The organism is Olivibacter sitiensis DSM 17696, from assembly GCF_000427965.1.
Classification (GTDB): domain Bacteria; phylum Bacteroidota; class Bacteroidia; order Sphingobacteriales; family Sphingobacteriaceae; genus Olivibacter; species Olivibacter sitiensis.
Genome location: NZ_ATZA01000023.1, coordinates 43820 through 59949 on the forward strand (window position 1 = coordinate 43820; position 16130 = coordinate 59949).

A 16130-nucleotide genomic window follows, 5' to 3' on the forward strand; every position below is an offset into this window, starting at 1 on the left:
TCGTTTAGGTTTTAGAATTAGTTTTGTCAATGGCAGTTAACGGGATCGTTAATGTAGCAGCGAGTCCCTTTCCCAAGCTACTATCGATGCTCAGTTCACTGTAAATAGCCTGCGCATGGGTTTGTATATTCGTAAGACCATATCCTTTTTTAACATTATCGATCTGAAAGCCGACGCCATTGTCCTCGTATAGAAATATTAGGCTATCATTTCTATATACCAATGAAATGTAAATGTGCGTAGCAGAAGCATGCTTAATGGTATTGTTGATCAATTCCTGACATATTCTGTAAAGTGCATATTGTACCGTTTTCTTCAGCTGCGCAGAATGCGTATCGGTATTTACTTCCATTTCTATACCCGTAAGTCTTTCTATGTTGGAGGCCAAGTCCTTGATAGCTGCCGCCAGTCCATTTTCTTCCAGGGTTTTTGGGCTAAGGTTGAAGAGGATATTGCGTAGCTCTGCTATTGCCTGATCAAGTAATTGAGTGGTTTGCTTGTGTGTCTCTCGGTGCGCTTCCGGAACGGCCTTAGCTGCAGCCTGGATATAGAGCTTTAGTGAAGATAGGCGTGCACCGAAATCATCATGCAGATCGCTTGCTATCCGTTTTCGCTCTTCTTCCTGGGAGTTTATCATGATCCGTAGCTGCTGCAACTGCTGGTTTTTGATCCATTTTCCGTAGCAATAGATTGCCAAGACAGCCAATGTCGAAAGGATAATCACGCAAATAGCTATAAACCAAGTTGTTTTCCAATAGGGGGGCGCAATACTGATATGCATTAGAGTTGCTTCGGTATTTTCTGCACTTTTCACGCTGAAAACGTATTCTCCATAAGGCATTTGGGCGTATCGCACTTCGGAAGCGCCGGTGATTTCCACAGGGAACTCGTCATAGCCAAGCATTTGATAGCTTAGCTTTCTATGAGTTGCATTTTGGAACTCCACGGGCACAATTTGGAAAGTAATGGTGTTTTCATTATGCTCCAGGTTTAGCCTGGGATTGAGAATGGGATTGATGCCGTGTGAAAAAAACTTGTCGTTAATGCTTATTCGCGTTATTAATGTACGAAACGGCAGGTCCAGAGGGTTTATGTCTTTGGGATTGAAGAGATTAATGCCGTTGTTGCCAGCTATGATGATCTTTCCATCCGATAGGCACTGCATCGTGCCAACATTTGCGGTAGGTCCTTGTAGCCCTTCGGCTTCGCCATAGTTGCGGAAGGTGTTTTCCTTCGGTTTGTAACAATAGATGCCATTGTTGCTGCTTATCCATAGTTGACCGTCATTGTCTTTTGCTATACCTGTACAGTAAGATGATAGTAAAGGCGTTTCGGCTAGTTGCTGTAATTTGATATCATAAGTTAGGAGGCCGGAGGTTGTGGACAAATAAAGCATGTTGTCCATTAGTACCGAACCATTGATGTTATAGGGCGTACGGGCAATCTCTTTGATCAGCTTGTATTGCGCACCTTGTTGTCTGAAAAGATATAAATTGGTGTAATACGCTTGAACTAAGATGTCTTTGCTGGGAAGTTGGATGAGCTGGCTCACGTTGGGCCATTCCATCTTGTCATTGATATGGTCATATAATAGCAAATGTAGGGTAGTGTCATTTTTGTTTAGAACTTCGGCAATGCCACTTTCCGTACACGCAAAGAGCTTGTTGCTGCTTTTGTCTTTTAAGAACTGATTGATCGACAGGCTTCCCATGCTGCTAATAGAGCTGCTTATGGCAACCGGGGTGAAGCTTTTAGACAGAAGGGAATAAATGAGGAACGAATTTCCCTTTAGTTCAATAATCAATTTCTGATCGCCAAATGGTACAATGCTTTTTACGCCTTCCTTGGCCAATACATGATGCAGTACAGTTTTCATGTCTTCATCATAAATAAGGATACCTGAGTTGTTAGTCCCACACCAAATATCGCCGTTTTTTGCTTGGTATATGGCAGTGACATCATTTTCCGTATTTAATTTGAGGGCATCTTCCTTGGAGAGTAGATGCGGAAAAATGATTTGATTGAGGTTCGTGTAATCCAGTCCGTTATTCTGTAAGGCAACGAAAAGATTTTGCTTGCTATCTATATAGATCTGTTTTATATGATTTCCTGCTAAGCTATTGGGGTTGTTATAAAGGTGTTTATATTGCGCAATGTAAGCTTGTTTTTTTTTGTCGAAAAGGAGAAGTCCTTCTCCATCTGTTCCAACAAGTAGCCAATCACTATCCGGGTACGGATATACACACGTGGCCACTAAATTATCTGCCTTAGCATGGGCTGAATAGGTGCTGTATTCTCTGGATATCGGGTTGAGGGCAATGAGTCCCAGCTCTCCAGCAAGCCATACAAGGCTGTCGGATTCGATATATACATGGTTTATGGTGGCGGGCGGACCTACGGCTTTTTCTGCATTCATAAAAAACGGCATTACCTTTCTTTCCTGATAGCCGTTCATGTAGTTGACGAATATGCCTTTAGGTGCCTTTGTAACGTACCATTTGAGCGTTTTATAAAAACGTTGGTTGACAAACGTATTTCCATTGGAAAAGGCGGTGATGAACTGCAGGTGGTTGTTTCGCTCGTCAAAAACATAATTGTTTCCCGCTAGGTGAACCCAGAGTTTTTCAAGATGATCAATGTAAAAAGGGAAAGCATAGTAATATGTTTTTTGCTGGTCCGTTCCGAAGAATTGAAAATATTTGAAGGAGTTGTACCTATAATTATATTTAGACAAACCTTTTTGTGTACCTATCCAAAGATCGGAGTTTCTGTCTTCGATAATATGGATGATGTTGTTGCCCTGAAGATTGAGGCTATCTATAGGGCTACTGTGAAAGTTGACACAGTTTGCGCCGTCAAACCTGTTCAAACCATTGAAGGTCCCTATCCAAAGAAAACCGTATTTATCTTCGTGCAGCGAGCGGACATTGGGGTCCGATAATCCATTGCTTTGATTTAGGTGCTTGAAATATAAATTGGGGAGCGACTGGGCGTAGACAGCGCATGTCATGAAATGGACGACATATATTATCGCTGAAAACCGGAATATGGTCTGCCAATTGTCCATTATACTTAAGCTGTTTGTTTATCAAATACAAAAATATTCAGTATTAATTATTTACACATACCCTAAAAAGCGTATTTTTAAGCTAGCACCAAGTCCATAAAATTACGCCTTTTGGTGTATTGCACGCTCTTTCCTTCGATTTTATTTTTGGAAGATGATGATAACCGTTAAATATCCAATTTGTAGGAATAGCACTTATATCCCGATCCAGTTCACTCATTAAAAGAGGTTGTTCAATAGCCGAAAGGCCTAGCCGAATCAATTTCATGATTTGAAAGCCGAATATATCATAGTTTAGGCTGTTAAGAGTACGGCTTAAGGTGCAAAATTTACAGATGACGATATTATTGACCTTATGTGATACTTACATATTCTAATCGAGAGAGACTGATTGGAATAATATAACAATTGTGTACTTAAAATCTTACTGTTTATGAAAGCTTTCAATACTTTCAAAAGTTGTTTATTCGCTCTTTTCATTGTAGCTTCTTTAACGCACTGTACCAAGGAAGGTGCAGTAGGTCCCCGCGGGGAAGCGGGAGAGGCAGGGGCAGATGGTTCCATTATCTACAGTGGCACGGACGTACCCGAAAATAGTTTAGGTAGCATTGGGGATTATTATTACCGAACAACTACCAGCGATTTCTATGGCCCAAAGGCAGAAACCGGTTGGGGTACGCCTACCAGTCTGAAAGGAGCTACCGGAGCCACCGGTGTAGCAGGACCAACGGGTGCGACCGGAGCCGCGGGCTCACAAATCTATAGCGGAACAACGGCGCCAGGAACGGCGCTTGGTCGTGTGGGCGATTTCTATTTCAACCGCAACAACGGTGATTTTTACGGTCCAAAGACCGATGCCGGTTGGGGAACGGCCGTAAGTTTGAGAGGAGCAACGGGGCCTGCCGGTGCCGACGGATCGACGATCATCAGTGGGGCAGGGGAGCCAACGGCAGCCATAGGCAAAATTGGCGATTACTACTTTAGGTCGCTTACTGGAGATTTCTACGGCCCCAAAACTGCATCTGGATGGGGTGCACCGACCAGCCTGAAAGGAGCCACTGGCGAAACAGGGGCTACTGGGGCCACAGGTGCCGCTGGTTCGCAGATCTTAAGTGGTACCTCGGCCCCTGCCGCAGCGTTGGGCCGTGTGGGCGACTTCTATTTCGATAGGAGCAATGCCGATTTCTATGGCCCTAAAACTGCCTCTGGATGGGGGACACCAACTAGCCTGAAGGGTTCTACGGGCCCTGCTGGGGCGGATGGATCGACCATCATCAGTGGTGCTGCTGTACCTACGGCAGCCATAGGCAATATTGGTGATTATTACTTCAGGTCGCTCACGGGCGATTTTTATGGTCCCAAAACGGCATCCGGATGGGGTACGCCAACAAGCTTGCGAGGTGCAACGGGCGCTACCGGTGCAACTGGCGCCGCTGGCTCGCAGATCTTAAGTGGTACCTCGGCTCCTGCCACCGCATTGGGCCGCGTGGGCGATTTCTATTTCGATAGGAGCAATGCCGATTTCTATGGACCCAAGACATCCTCTGGCTGGGGTACGCCCGTCAACCTGAGAGGCCCGCAAGGTCCTCCCGGCACGGCCAATGTGATTTATAGCGATTGGATTACGGTAGGAGCTTCTGGAGATACTCCTGTTTATAATCATACGATCTCTGCTCCGGCATTGACTCAAGAAATATTGGACAGAGGACAAATATCGGTTTACATGCGTGCAGATAATCATGGTACTTGGGAGGTGTTCCAATTGCGTGAGGGATGGTTTTCTACAAGTGAATATGGGATAGGTTATAGAGCACGGGTTGCAGCAATTGCATTAACCACATCTGGCGGTGTAAGATTGAATGATTACCAATACCGCTATGTCCTTATCCCTGGGGGGATCCCCGGAGGGGGGGATGCATCAGCCAATCTAAAACTGGACGATTACGAAACGCTGAAGGTACAGTTGAAACTACGCGACTAGCGAAAAACGGCGAAATATGTAAAGCGGTGTCATGAAAAGCAATGGTAGAAAAATGGTCATAAGGTGCGCGGCAGCTTTCCTCTGTCTATGGGCTGGGATGGCCAATGCCCAAGATTTCAGTAATATAGGCAACCAAAAGCCATTCGGTTTTAATGGTGGTCTGGAAATGCGCGGTATCTTCTACAACGCCAGCGGCATCGCCAATAGGCGAGAGCCCTTTACCTACCTGTTCAGTGGTAGTCCCACGGCCAGTATTTACAGCTGGAGCATCCCGTTCAGCTTTACCCTGAGCCGGGACGACCGCTCGTTCCGGCAACCCTTCAACCAGTTCGGCTTGAGTCCCACCTATAAGTGGCTCACCATACACGCTGGTTACCGCAACGTGACTTTTTCGCCTTACACCCTGGCCGGACACACGATGCTGGGCGGCGGCTTTGAGCTCAACCCAGGTAAGTTCCGTCTAGGCTTTATGTACGGGCGGCTCAATAGGGCTACCGTCATCGATACCACCACGCAATCGCTCGCACCTTTTTCCTTTAGCAGAAAAGGCCTTGCCGCCAAGGTGGGGTATGGCACGGCCAGCACCTACCTCGACTTGCATCTGTTGCATGCCAAAGACAATAGCGATTCGCAGCCCGATTTTCCGTTGGCAGATGAGGTCAATGTTTTGCCTGCGGCCAACTCGGTGGTGGGCTATGGTGCTAAAGTATCTCTATTTTCCAAGATTTTTCTAGAGAGCGATGGCGCCTTGAGCGTCTATACCAACGATATCAACTCACCCATCACCTTCGACTCGATTGCCGATGGGACATTGAGGCGATTGGGAGGCTTGATGGACGTCAATGGCACCACGGAATGGTTCTATGCGTTCAGTGCGGGTGTGGGTTACAAGGCCAAATATTATGGACTGAAAGCCAACTATAGGCGCGTTCAGCCTGATTTTAAAAGCATGGGGGCCTATTTTTTTGCCAATGACGTGGAAAACGTCACGCTTAGTCCGCAATTTGCCCTGCCCAATGGCAAGGTCCGCGTCAATGCCAGTGTGGGGATTCAAAAAGATAACGTGAACCTGCAAAAGGAAGCCACCAACAGGCGCATCATTGCCTCGGGTACCGTAGGTGCCGAATTTACGGAGCGGCTAGGAGTAGATCTGATGTACAGCAATTTTTCCAACAACCAACGCCCCAATACGCTGCGCTTTGCCGATTCGCTCAAGATAGTCCAGACCACCCAGACGCTCAGCGTGATGCCCCGGTATACGATTGTGGGCGAACGCGCGATGCATATGGTCATGCTATCGGTAAACATCAGTAGTATGAATGATTATAACGGTTATTTTGGCGATACGGCTCCCAGCAGGGATATCAGCACGGGGCAGTACCTAGTCAATTATTCTATTTCCCTGCCCCAGAAAAGAATTTCCCTCTTCTCCAGCCTCAGCCATACCGCATTGAATAGTGCTGATAACAAGACGAGTTATAATGGCGTCTCCCTGGGAGGCAATTACAGCCTGGAAAGCCAGAAAATGAAGATGGGGCTAAACAGCAGCTTGATGCAGGGCGATGCCAATGGAAACAAGAGTTTAATCATCAACGGGTCGGCCAATATGAGCTATGTGATCAATAAACTACAGTCCATCAGGTTTTCATTTTTCTTGACCAGGAACAATCCCGGCAGCGTGGTGACGGGCCTTAGTCCCGCCTTTACGGAGTCGAGGGGTGAGCTGGCTTATCAATTCAACTTTGGGTTATGAAAAGACTATTTCGCTTTTTACCATTCCTGATATTATTCCTCATACAGGAAATTGTCTCCGCACAGATTAACGTCAATATACGCGTATTGCCTCCCTATCAGAGCCGCATCAGCGAATATGCCTCAAGACCAGATTTAATGTTGTTGACACTGACCAATACGGGGACGGTGACGAGGCAAGTGCAGCTTACGGGCTCTATCACGGGCGACAATGGGATGGCGGCATGGGTGAAGCCCGGCTACCGCAGTCCGCAACCCATTGAGTTGGCCCCAGGTCAGGCGATAAACCTGAATGGTAATGATATTGCCTTCCTGTTTGACCACAACCAGCTGGAATATACCGGTGTGAGCCGCATAGACTTCACCCGGGGTGTAGGCCTTGTGGAAGGAACCTATCAACTATGTATTAGGGCGCTCGACTATAATACGCATGCCCCCCTCAGTCCAGAAGAGCCTATTGGCTGTACGCAGCTCATCATCAGCAATGTGGAGCCGCCCACTATCATCATGCCCTTCAACGAGCAGGAAGTGAGGAACAGGGGCATACAGGCCTTTCCCATCACCTGGAGCACACCCCCCGGCGCTTCGCCGTTGACCCAATACAAGGTGAAAATGGTGGAAATGATCGCCCCCCGAAATCCCAATGATGCCATGCAGTCGGCTACCACGCCGCCTTTCTTTGAGGAGACGGTACCTTTCAATACGCTGTTGTATGGCCCAGCACATCCGCAGCTTACACCTGGTAGGCAATATGCCCTCATGGTGCAGGCCATCGATCCGTATAATACCATCAGCTTTCGCAATCAGGGCATGAGCGAGGTGATTACTTTTACCTATGGAGAAATGCCACAAATCGTTATGACCGATTCGCTGGCCGTACCGGAAGTGGCATTGGTACCTAGTTGCAACTGTGCCATTACCGAGCTGCCCATGGGCAACAACGAGAACCGGCGCGTGCGCGTGAACAGCGAGATTCAGGTGAACCATTTCAAGATGAAAGTGACCAGCCTGACTTCCAAGAAAGGAAGAGCAGGACTGAGCGGCACAGGTACTATATTGCTGCCCATCAACGGACGGGACGTTCCTTTCGTGCGCCTAAAGGTGGCTTTCGACGACCTGTTGGTGACGCTGAACCGCGCCATGCAGCTGCAGATGATAGGTGGCGAGGTGACCGGAGCAATCGCGGGCGATGCACCCCCAATGGATTTGGTTGCAGACAGTGCCGGACTCAAGGTGCTGGCCATGAGCCAGGGGCAGATCGATACACTGGAACGCTATTTTTCTGCCAATAAGCGCAAGAAGCTTTCTAGCTTGGAAAACAGCGCTTCCAGTAGTGGGCTAGACCTGCCCATTAACATGGATTTGGGCGACAATCCCATTGCCATGACGGCAGCCTATTTCAGTCCCACGCAGAGCTGGTTTGATGCCGTGGCGATCGTATCGGTACCGGACAGCAATACCACATTGCGTGTCGCTTTCACGGGCGGCGGTATTTGTATGGAACCACAGGATATATGCGGGGAAGCTGAGCTGCACTTGGCCAAGGACATCCCATTGACCAATAGCGGGCAGACCCTCCTGGGTGGGGCCAATGGCTCGCAGGTATTCTTTGGCAGCGATGGCCTGGAGCAGCGCGTGGTCTTGCGCACGGGTACTGGCGATGGCCCGCCATTGCCTATTTTTGGCCCTATGACAGCCCTGTCGCAACCCATAAGCCATATAGGCCAGATGCCTGATTGCGGGTGTAAGACCGACGTCCCACAAGGACAGGCCGCTAATGGCAATGTCATAGTGGGCAGCGATATTGGTGTGAACTATTTTAGTATGAAAGTGCTAAGCGTCAACTCGTCCGGGGAGGGACTCAGCGGCACGGGCACCATTCCCTTGCCTATCATAGGAGCAGCTGTCTCCCAGCTCAAGCTGAGGGTGGTGTTCAGGGACTTGGTAGTCAATGCTGATATGCAGATGATGTCGGGGGAAATCAGTGGGGTGATAGCCGGGGACGCAATGGGCCTGATACCCATCGCGGACAACCCCGAGATAGGTGCTATGCCGCTCAACTCCGATCAAATAAATCAGATAGACCAATATTTCAACAATAACGCAAACCATTTGCTCTCGGCAATGGGCAACTCGGTATCGTCCGCGGGCTTTGAACTGCCACTGGGTATAGACAAGGGGCCACTGACCATCGGTATCACCAAGGTATTCTTCAATGCCAGCCAAAGCTGGATGGAAGCCGTTGCGGTGATGCGCACGCCCGATGGCGGGGCCGGTTCCAAAGTGGCATTTTCTGGCAGTGGTATTTGTATCAAGGCAAGCGACCTTTGTGGAGACGCCACCTTGTCGCTCAGTGAGGATTATGTCGTAGGCAGTACGGGGCTTTCGCTCAAGGGTGGGGCGGACGGTACGCACATCGTATTCAATAACGGCGGCTTCAAGCAACTGGGCGTCGTGGCCGAGTACCGCTTTCCGGAAGGAACCATCATGAATGCCGCTACCCACGAAGAGGCAGTAATCAGCCTGTCGGCAACGACCGAAGAGGGCTGGCACGACTGGATAGCCAAAGTGACCTTTCCGGACTTTTATGTGGCGGGTATGCAAAGCATCAGGTTTTCACAGGGAGACCGTGGGATATCCTATGACCATTCCGATCTGAAAAATCCCGATGGCATCCCCCCGCAGTTTGCTTCTTCGGACCCGAATGAAGTACCTATCAACACCGAGGCAAAAACCTGGCAGGGCTTGTATATCCCGCAAATCACGGTTTATCTGCCGGAGATCATAAAAAACACGGGAAGTGGGGCGGGTATTTCCATTCTCGGCTCATCCATCATCATAGATAACAATGGCGTCACGGGCACCATCAAAAACAGTGGTACGATACTGGACATTGGTGACGGTTCCATGGATGGATGGTATGCCTCCATCGACAACATAAACCTGGAGTTTTTCAAATCGGCTTTCAAAACGAGCAAGATGACGGGCAAGATGGTGCTACCGGCATCTACCGACTATAGCAACACAAGCAACCAGCTCGACTATACCGCCACGTTGACCACCCCGCAGAATGGCGAGGGGTTGAGCTATAATTTTACGATAACCCCCAAGGACAACCTGGCATTTAATGCCCTGTTCATGAAAGTCAATCTCAATAGCAATTCCGAAATAGTGGCGAGCGGATCCTCGAGCGAATCGTTGACCGCAAAAGCGACCTTGTTCGGCAAGTTGAGTATTTCAAATACATCGGACATGAAAGTGCCGGGCATAGGTCGGGTCGAGCTGCCCGGTGTCACGTTTGAGCATCTCGAATTCATGACCTACGCACCTTTCATCAATAAGGAACAGTTTGTGGTCAAGCTCAGTTCCGATGCCAAGAAAGTGGCGGGGTTTGATTTTAACCTTGCCGTGGGAGACGGTAAGTCTAAGATGATCGAGCTGGTTTCTGCCGGGAATAGTGCGGAAGTGGGGATGATCTTTTCGGGCAATATCGATCTGGCGGGAGGACCCATATCGTGTAAGGCTGACGCTAGCTTCATGCTATCTTCCGGAATCAAAAAGGAAAACGGCCGTATCAGCTGGAGCGGTGTCGGGGGCAGGCTCCGGGATCTGTCCTTTGCCGGGGGAGCCGACCTGGGGGCTTTTAAGATCAAGGGAATAGTAAAATATTTTAACAAGAGCAGTGGCAATAACGTGGACGAGGGCTTTGTAGGTGCGTTGCAGACCAATATTGCGTCCCTGCTCACGGTGAATATGCGCGCCCGCTTTGGCACCAGGAGCGATGCACAGGGCAATTTCAACTATTTCGATTTCAACGCCATGGTGGATTTCGGCCAGACGGGCATCACCTTTGCGCCCCCCGTACCTTTGGCGCTGTACGGATTTGGCGGCGGTATCTATTACAATATGGGGCTGGACGATAAGTCCGTTCCCGCTGCGGCCAATGTTCCTACCGTCACGAAAACGGCCGATATGGATGTCGTTCCGGAGACCTATGCCAGTGAGCTGGATCCCAAAGAAGACGACAATATCGAACAACTGTTGGAGAATCCCGCGGGGCTCCGGCTGACTCCCAAACGAGGTGAATTTGGCTTACAGGCCACCATCCTTTTCGGGTTGACCAGTAGGAATACCCTGGATGCGGATGCCACGTTCTCCATGGGCTTCAAATCCGGAGGAGGTGTTGATTTTGTGCGCATCAACGGCAATGCCCGTATCCTGACGGACGTCAGCAAGCCCTTGCCCGAGCGGAACGGCGTATCCACCGGTGCGGGATGGCTATCCATCGATTACAATTTTCCGGAAAAAACCTTTCATGCCGAAATCGGTGCTGCCTTAGGTCTCCCTAACGTGGAAAACCATGAGCTTATCTATGCTACGGGCGGGCTCGTCTTTCACTCCGAACCCGGGGGCTGGTACATCTACGCCGGCAGGCCGGAAGAATATGGCGAACCTAATCGAGTAGAGCTATTCAAAAGTATATTCAAAGGCACTTCCTATTTTGAGGTGGGCAGTATGGTAGATCCCATGCCGGACATTCCACAGAAGGTCAAAGACATCGTGGGATATGGCAATGCGCAGACAGGCAAATTGAAAAAACCGCCCGAAGTGGCCAACAGGGGTGATTACAAGCCGGGAAGTGGCAGGGGGCTCATCTTCGGGTCACATACCGAATTCGGCTTTGATGGTTCTTTCCTGATGTTTTTTGGTACACTGAAAGCATATACCGGTTTCGACCTTTCCATCAAGCAGGGCATCACTTGTGACAATGTGATTGGCGCGGGCGGTCCGGGCGGTTGGTATGCGCAGGGCCAAGCTTACCTCGGGGCCCAGGCCAAGATAGGCATCCAGATCAATCTCTTTCTCATCAAAGGCAAGTTCACCATATTTGATGCAGGGGCGGGAGCGGTGATACGCGCGGGTCTTCCCAACCCGGTGTGGATAGAGGGTGCCATAGGCGCTTACTTTAAGCTGTTCGATGGCGCTATTTCCAGCAATTTCAATTTCAGGGTGGCGCTGGGCGATAAATGTGAAAATGCCAATGCGGACGCCCTGGGCGGCCTGGAGATCATATCGGAGCTGCGGCCGGCCAACCAGACCAGCACGCCTGTACCGCTGACCGTATCGCCTATCGCCACTTTCAACCTCCAGATGGGCGGTGATTTTGGCAACGGAAGACGCCGGAGCGGCGAATTGGAATTTGACGACTATGAAAACGTGGATGACCACGGAAATCCGCGCAAGCGCTTTTTCCTGTTCGACAGATCCTGTATCATGGCTACACTAGATGGACAGGACGTCACGCAACAATTGAGACCTGTGGACAACCAAGGATTTACTTTCTCCTTTGGCGGATCCGATTATCTGGAGAAAGATACCGAGTACACGTTCAAGATAGAAGCTAAGATGAAAGAACGCCGTTATTTGTCGCCCACTTCTTATACCTATGAGATCGTCAAGCAAAGCAACGGGCAGGATGCCATGCAGGATATGGTCACCACGTTCAAGACCAATATGGGCTTCACGGAAATCCCGAGCTCGGAATATGCCCTCACCGGGCCACTGCATAGCCACAACGCCGTGCCTGTGCAGGAATATGGCGACATCATGTTTATCGAGATGAAGCGCCAGATCAGGAATTCGGATCCGTCGACTTTCTTTGAATATCCAGCAGGAACGACATACCACGCACGTCTTTTCAAGGATGGACAACGGCAGGGGCAGGATATCGCCGTGCGTTTTGAGCGGGCACGCAATCGACTGGACGATGGCACCAACACGGTGTACAACTCGCTGGGCAATGTCATTCACAGCGATGCGGATGCACATACGCTCATTGCCTGGGACAGGCAGGAACTTGTCAAAAGTGCCAGCTATACCGTTCTGTTGATCGCCAAGACACCGGGAGAAAGCTCGGGAAGTGACGCAGAGACTACGCTTAGCAAACGCGAGGCGACCGTATCTGCCACCAATGTAGGCAATATTCAGATGTCCAACACGTTCCTGCTACGCTCCGCAAGGTTTGAGGGCGATATCAATGAACTATCCCCACGGGAGAAGATTGCCGGTGGCTATGCTTTCAGAACCAGCAGGTATGCCACTTATCAGGAAAAGCTCAATAACTTAAAGACGACCAATCTGTATCACCGGGAGGCCAATAATATCGTCAGTCCCTCGCGGATGAAGGGACAGAACCTGCAGGCTTTCCGGGGGTGGATACCCCAGGCTTCCGACGGCAGTTACAACATCCGCTTCGGCATGCTCTCCAATTTTCCCGTAGACGAGACCCTTTCGGGGGAATTGTTTAGCAAGGCTGATAGAGCGTCCTTTACGTCGGATGAAATCTTCCAGCCCGTCTATGAAGAGGGGCAGTTACAGCGAAATATCCGGACACCGCGCTTATATAATGTAGATAGACCTACAGGCTATGGTGACAACCTCAAGGAGTATATTGCCGAGCAGACGAGTATACCCCTGCAGCAGATCAAAGTTGAGTACGTAAGCCCTGGTCAACCGGGTAGTCGCGGAGGCATGCGATGTCATGTGCAAGGAGGCTCCGAGGGTTCGTTTACCAATAAGATCACGGCAATAGGAGCCCAGATACCGACGGAATTGCCCCAGGCAAACCAGGCTACCGTCACCGAAAGCGGGATGATCATGATCACGGTTACTTTCACGGTAGACCAGCCGGTGATGTTCGTATCTCACCATGGGGAGATACTGGATTGTGAGTACCCGGCCACGCCAAGTTTCACGAACCCCATCCAAGCTGGTATAGACCGGCTGACGCAATGGGCGGTCAACTGGGGCGATGCAGGTGGTCCGGGTATTGGCGGAGGGGCTCCCGTCGTTCCCGGTGGCGGGATTCCGAGGTTTAACAGCGTGTCCGCCTGGCAAGCGGTAGGAGGCATTACGGATGCCGCCATTGGGGCAAACAACGTAAACAAGCAGCAGATTCAGAGCCAGGTAGGAAGCGCCTTGAGGTTTTAAAAAATGCAACAACATGGAAAAGGATAAAATAAGGAGAATGCTTGCCATGCACAGGGCCATGCGTCGTGCCGGGATAGTCACGGCTTTGCTGTGCCTATGTACGGTATTCGCTTATGCTCAGGAAGAATCCCTGGGCATCAGGGGAACCATAGTGGGAAAGGGAAAACCTTACAGGGACAGGATTTCCCTGCGCTGGAATATCAGCAATTACCAGGTGTTCAAGCAGCTCACTGCCGACGGCGTGCTCATCGACAGGATCGTCCTGGAAAAGGACAATAATGCGGAAAGCAAGGATTGGGTACGGGTCAGCCCCGACACGATAAGGGCCATTCCCCTGGAGCAGTTCGATACCCCGGACTTCGGAACGGATACCGCCAAGATGGTAGTGGCCCAGGGGCTGTACGGCAAAAGTGAATTTCCGACCGATATCCCGTTTTTGGAACAGATAAAGATGCAGGATGAAGACAGGCAAAACAGGCACCTGATGGTGTCGCTGTACGCAGCTATCAGTCCCGGTGCGGCACTGTCTGCCGGTCTGGCGTTTGAGGATGACATTGCTCCAGATACGGCCAAAAAGTACGTGTACCGCATCTGTCCCGTCCGTCCCATCGGGGAATCCGGCCGGATAGACACCGGCTTTATATATGTGGTAGGCCATGACCTGCTGGCAACAGAGAAATACCGGGGCTTGCGTACAGAGGCAGGCGAGGGAAATATCGTGTTGCAATGGCCCAAGGAGGACAGCCCTTTTACGGGGTACTACATCGAACGTTCATTGGACAAAGAGAACTTCAACCGTGTAAACGAAAATATCTACCTGCCGGACAGTGATCCGGACACTACCAGGGCGAGCAAATATTATCACTACTACGATAGCGTGGCCAACTATACCACCTACTACTACCGGTTGGTAGGCGTCAATGTGTTCGGCGAGCACATCGCCTTTGCAGATACCGTATCGGGTATGGCCGTGGACTATACGGCCCCGGCTGCGCCCCACCTGCAAATGGTGAAGGAGGAACGGGAAGTGACCCTCTCCTGGAACAAAGGGGCAGAAAGTGACCTGGCTGGATACTACGTGCTGAAAGGAAAAACCGTATCCGCATCTGACAGCCTGCTGGCCGATGAGATGCTACCGCCCAGCAGTACGGAATACAGGTTTACCTTGCCGGATGATTTCAATTCCTCCTACTACCGCCTGATGGTGACCGACAGCGCGGGCAATGTCAATTATAGCAATGCGGTTTACGTATTCGTGCCGGACACGGTGCCACCGTCGGCTCCCGTGGGGCTTGCCGGTGGCATTGACACAATGGGTATCGTCACGCTGCATTGGCCGCTCAACAGCTCGAACAAGGCGCTGAGGGGATACAAGGTATATACCGCCAACCAAGCGGACCATCCGTTTATCCCGATAACGGATATCGTACCCGATACGACCTACACGTTTGATGCGGGGCTAAAAACGCTGAGCAAGCATCTGTATATCACGATTGCCGCCATTGACGCCAGTTTTAACCATTCAGTGCTGAGCGAACCCATCATCATTACCAGGCCAGATACCATTGCGCCGCCGCACCCCGTCATTCTGGATTACCGCACCGGAAAGGAAGGCGTCCGTATCACCTGGTCGCAGGTAATGAGCGAGGATCTCTCGCATTATCAGCTCTTTCGCCGGGAGGCCAGTGAAAATAGCTGGCAAATGCTGCTGGAAACAAGGGATACAAGCCATACGGATAGTACCGTGCGGTCTCGGAGGGCCTACGAGTATGCCCTTAGAGCGGTTGATTCCGTGGGGCTGCATTCGGATTATTCTTTTCCCCTGCACGTAAGGACGGGCAATTATGCCATCGACGGAAAGATTTCGGTAAGCGCAAAGTACGATGCCGAACAGAAGCAGGTACATCTCGCCTGGGAAAAACCGGATAGGGAGGTCCGTTTTTTTGTCCTGTATAAGAACAAGGGGAGCGGACTGGTGATGTACGACTCGGTGGCTGCCACGCAATTCGCTTTCAGCGATTCTTCCCCCCGTCCGGCAAATGGCAACTATGGATTGAAGATAGTGTATGTAGACGGCAGCGAATCGGAAATATTAGTCTTTTAAACACGGGTGGCTTGGCTGCCGTCATCGCGCTGTTTTTGGATGACGGTGAGCGCACCGGCCTGCAAGAAAGACAATGTGGATGAGGATCAGGACAATGGTGCATTCGGCAATTACGTTACTGTTTGCGTCAATAGAAATTAAAAACGGTACATCCACCGTCGTCTCAGATTGAGAGGAGTCGAAGCTTGGTGAATTTATGTTCGATTGGAACTGCTTTTTAATGGAAAATTAATGCA

5 protein-coding genes are annotated in these 16130 nt (G+C 50.3%); 4 read left to right on the plus strand and 1 reads right to left on the minus strand.

Going from position 1 to position 16130, the window contains the following annotated elements; genetic code table 11:
* Positions 1-4: 4 nt before the first annotated feature.
* Positions 5-3010, minus strand: coding sequence for a sensor histidine kinase (locus A37S_RS0112945; RefSeq protein WP_169719494.1), 3006 nt, complete (start codon positions 3008-3010; stop codon positions 5-7).
* Between the two features lie 490 nt (positions 3011-3500).
* Here A37S_RS0112945 and A37S_RS26305 point away from each other — a divergent pair, with 490 nt between their 5' ends.
* The 4 genes from A37S_RS26305 to A37S_RS0112965 are packed head-to-tail and all read left to right on the plus strand — an operon-like array spanning position 3501 to position 15894.
* On the plus strand, positions 3501-5048 hold the full coding sequence (locus A37S_RS26305) for a hypothetical protein (protein WP_051293141.1): 1548 nt from the start codon (positions 3501-3503) through the stop codon (positions 5046-5048).
* A gap of 52 nt (positions 5049-5100) precedes the next feature.
* A complete protein-coding gene (locus A37S_RS24645) occupies positions 5101-6801 on the plus strand; it encodes a hypothetical protein (RefSeq protein WP_169719495.1) in 1701 nt (566 codons plus the stop codon).
* Positions 6798-13790: a hypothetical protein gene (locus tag A37S_RS0112960; protein ID WP_028297358.1), complete on the plus strand. Its 6993-nt coding sequence runs from the start codon at positions 6798-6800 to the stop codon at positions 13788-13790. Before A37S_RS24645 ends, A37S_RS0112960 begins: the two co-directional genes overlap by 4 nt.
* A 13-nt stretch (positions 13791-13803) precedes the next feature.
* Complete coding sequence (locus A37S_RS0112965; RefSeq protein ID WP_028297359.1) at positions 13804-15894, plus strand: fibronectin type III domain-containing protein; 2091 nt, start codon at positions 13804-13806, stop codon at positions 15892-15894.
* Positions 15895-16130 lie beyond the last annotated feature (236 nt).